This is a genomic window from Aminobacter sp. P4_H6_2, from assembly GCF_056400805.1.
The window spans coordinates 1-2894 of sequence record NZ_JBFUKO010000654.1 but is presented as its reverse complement, the minus strand read 5'-3'; the positions used below and the strand labels follow the sequence as shown (position 1 = coordinate 2894).

2 protein-coding genes and 1 pseudogene are annotated in these 2894 nt (G+C 62.2%); 2 read left to right on the top strand and 1 reads right to left on the bottom strand.

Annotated features, from left to right (window positions below; translation table 11 throughout):
* Positions 1 to 31: 31 nt before the first annotated feature.
* On the bottom strand, positions 32 to 1111 hold the full coding sequence (locus AC1DUU_RS28130; RefSeq protein ID WP_476786630.1) for a fatty acid desaturase family protein: 1080 nt from the start codon (positions 1109 to 1111) through the stop codon (positions 32 to 34).
* A 284-nt stretch (positions 1112 to 1395) separates the two neighbouring features.
* Here AC1DUU_RS28130 and AC1DUU_RS28125 point away from each other — a divergent pair, with 284 nt between their 5' ends.
* Both AC1DUU_RS28125 and AC1DUU_RS28120 read left to right on the top strand, forming a co-directional pair.
* Positions 1396 to 2388, top strand: coding sequence for a LacI family DNA-binding transcriptional regulator (locus AC1DUU_RS28125; protein WP_476786629.1), 993 nt, complete (start codon positions 1396 to 1398; stop codon positions 2386 to 2388).
* Between the two features lie 46 nt (positions 2389 to 2434).
* Positions 2435 to 2894, top strand: a pseudogene (locus tag AC1DUU_RS28120) (hypothetical protein); the annotation flags it as partial.

Here is a 2894-nt window from a genome sequence, read left to right as displayed (position 1 = left end):
CGGTGATCCAGTCTTGAGGCAATGACCTCTCCTATTCGGCCGGATTGATGATGGCGCCGTGATTGTAGGGCACCGGCGTCTTGCCGGCCGGCAACGAACGCACGACGTGATAGGCGGGCTCTTTGACCTGCCTGAGGATGGTCGGGATGATCTCGCGATAGGCGGCGATCGTGCTGGGGTAGGGCTCCGGGCAATCGTCCTTGATCGCCTGATGCAGCCTGGGCAGCGCGTGGTAGGGCACCATGGGGAACATGTGGTGCTCCACATGATAGTTCATGTTCCAGTAGAGAAAGCGGAACAGCGGGTTCATGTAGATGGTGCGCGAGTTGAGCCGGTGGTCGAGCACATCCTCGGCCAAGCCGGCATGCTGTGTCAGCCCGAAATAGATGGTCATGAAGCCGCCATAGAGGCTGGGCAGGCCGATCAGCATGGCCGGCAGTATGCTGCCCATCCACAAACAGGCGATGGCTACGGCGGCGAAGATCGCGAGATAGATGCGGGCGACGAGATAGACCTTCCAGCGCTCCATCTCGGGGATGAAGGTTTCCTCATCCGGCTTCAGCCGCCCGGCGGCATGGATGAAAAGTCCCTTCAGCGTAAGCAGGCTGCTCTTTAGCGCGAAGATGTTGAGCATCAGGCCGATGACATCGGGCGGACGGGGGACTGCGATCTCGGGATCGCGCCCGACGATGATGGTGTCGGTGTGATGACGGGTGTGGCTCCAGCGCCAGACGGTCGGCTCGCGCAGGATCATGAAGCTCGCGACGTAATAGAGCACGTCGTTCATCCAGCGTGTCTTGAACGCCGTGCCGTGCCCCGCCTCATGCCAGCGGCTGTCGCTGGAGGAGCCGTAAAGCACGCCATAGACAAGGAAGAAAGGCACTGCCCACCAGCTGCCCCAGAAAAAGATGCCGCCGGCTGCCGAAATCACCAGTGCCGAAATCCAGATCGCCGTGTCGCGCAAAGCGGGGCCATCGGAGCGCTTCATCAGCTCCTTCAGTTCCTTGCGCGGGATCGGGCAGGAATACCATTCGGCGGCTGCCATGCCGTTGGCTTCGGCAAGGGCGGCGTCGCGTCCGATCAGGCTGTAGTCTCTTGGCGTCGGCGTCATCTCTACTGCTGTTCCGCTGCGCGTCGCGCAGTTTTAAAGTACATCATTATGATGTGTCATTTTGATGCTAGCGACAGCGCATACTAGGCGTCAAGCGCGAATCGCGGGCCGCAGCTGGATGCCTGTATGGCCTTTTACCTCGGCTGGTGGCTGCATTCGTCGAATGCCGTGCAATACATCATTTTGACGTTTGCTTGGCGTTGACCGCTCCAGAGGGCCGCCGTAGTTTACCGGCGAAAAGGCACAAGCCGGCGAGGATGATGTTGGACAGCACGCGACCCAAAATGGACGACATCGCGCGGCTGGCCGGAGTCTCCAAGGCGACGGTGGACCGGGTGCTGAACAACCGCCCCGGCGTGCAGGAGCACACCCGAACTCATGTCCTGTCCATCGCCGCCAACCTAGCGGGCGGAACTGCCGCGACATCGGCGAGTACTGTTCGCCTCGACTTCGTGTTGCCTGGTGGGCGCAACGAGTTCATGGCCGATCTTGTGCGCCAGATCGAGCGGCGGGCGGAACTGCGTGGCGATGTCGACATTGTCATCCATCAGCTCGAGGGTCTCAATCCCGAGCAGATCGCCGAAAAGCTTGGCAGCCTGCGCGCCGATTGCCAGGGCGTCGGGCTGATCGGGCTGGACAGTCCGTCGGTGCGCGAGGCCGTGCGCAAGCTGATCGGCACTGGCATTCCCGTGCTCACGCTGGTCTCCGACATCAGCCATGTCGGGCGCATGAACTATGTTGGCATCGACAACCGCGCCGCTGGCCGGCTGGCGGGCTATCTTATCGGGCGCTTCCTGCCAGGCGCTTCGGGCAAGGTGGCGCTGATTGCCGGTGCGCTCGCCTATCGCGGCCATGAAGAGCGCGAGATGGGATTTCGGCATGTGCTGCTCGAAAGCTTCCCCAAGCTTGACGTCGTGGCGGTGCGCGAAGTGCAGGAAGATCCCGACCGCGCCTATGATGAAGTGCGGGCGCTGCTGGAAGAGCACGACGACCTGCTGGCGATCTATTGCATCGGTGCAGGCCAGGAGGGCGTGGCTCGGGCATTGACCGAGAAGGGCCGCGACAAGTCGGTGATCTTCATTGGTCACGACCTGACCGACAACACGCGCCAATATCTTTTGAGCGGCGTGATGGATGCGGCGATCGACCAGAATGCGCAGGTGACGGCGCGCGAGGCGATCGACCGGCTGGTCCGCGCGATCCGCAACGAGGCCAACATCTCGCCGGCGACGATCCGGATCCAGTCGGTTTTCCGCGAGAACATCCCGAACGAATAGGCCGCGATCCCCACTGAAAATGCCCTCATTTGCTGGCGAGATTTGCATGGACATGATTTCGACTGACGGCATTTCGGTTCGCTTCGACAAGGATGGTGGTGTCATCGATGAAGTTGTCATCGAAGCCGGCGGGCAAACATTGCGCCCGCTGCACCGCGCGCCGTGGGTGAACAGCGGCGAGGTGCTRCCCGATCATGTCGCGCCAGTCGAGCGGCGGCTGGCGGGAGACTTCTTCTGTGCGCCCTTCGCGCAAAGCGAGCCAGGCGTGCCGATCCATGGCTGGTCGGCAAACGGCACCTGGGACGATGCGGGCCGCACTGTCGCTGCAGACGGTGTTGTCACCGCGACCTACAGTCTGCGTGAAGCCGTGGCGGGCGCGCGGCTGACCAAGCACATCATGCTTTGTCCCGGCCAGCCCGTCGTCTATCAGACCCATGTTTTCGAGAGTGGGGCAGGCCGCCTGCCGGTCGCGCATCATGCGATGGTGCATGTGCCCGGTGGTGCAA

Bases quoted from the DNA above. Each gene is read 5' to 3' on its own strand.
- AC1DUU_RS28130 (WP_476786630.1), bottom strand. From the start codon at position 1,111: ATGACGCCGACGCCAAGAGACTACAGCCTGATCGGACGCGACGCCGCC.
- AC1DUU_RS28125 (WP_476786629.1), top strand. From the start codon at position 1,396: ATGGACGACATCGCGCGGCTGGCCGGAGTCTCCAAGGCGACGGTGGAC.